Raw genomic sequence first — 423 nt, forward strand, 5'->3', positions numbered from 1 at the left:
GTTCCGGTTCAAACGGTTCAGACTCCAACGGCTCCGGCAGCAACGGTTCAGGCTCAAACGGTTCTGATTCAAATGGCTCAGACTCAAACGGCTCTGAGTCAAATGGCTCCGGCTCCAATGGTTCAGGATCTAACGGCTCCGGCTCCAATGGTTCAGACTCAAATGGCTCAGGTTCAAATGGATCAGGTTCAAACGGCTCAGAATCAAATGGTTCCGGTTCAAACGGTTCTGACTCAAATGGATCAGGCTCAAACGGTTCTGACTCAAATGGCTCAGAATCAAACGGTTCTGACTCAAATGGCTCAAGCTCCAATGGGTCAGACTCCAATGGTTCTGATTCAAATGGTTCCGGTTCAAACGGTTCAGACTCCAACGGCTCCGGCAGCAACGGTTCAGGCTCAAACGGTTCTGATTCAAATGGCT

The 423-nt window shown here is 50.1% G+C and carries 1 protein-coding gene; it reads left to right on the forward strand.

The annotated features are described in order from the left end of the window. Positions 1-423, forward strand: a 423-nt coding sequence (locus H3T48_RS08810; protein ID WP_198189194.1) for a hypothetical protein, incomplete at both ends; no start/stop codon positions are given.

The organism is Lactobacillus sp. M0403, from assembly GCF_016101265.1.
Classification (GTDB): Bacteria; Bacillota; Bacilli; order Lactobacillales; family Lactobacillaceae; genus Lactobacillus; species Lactobacillus apis.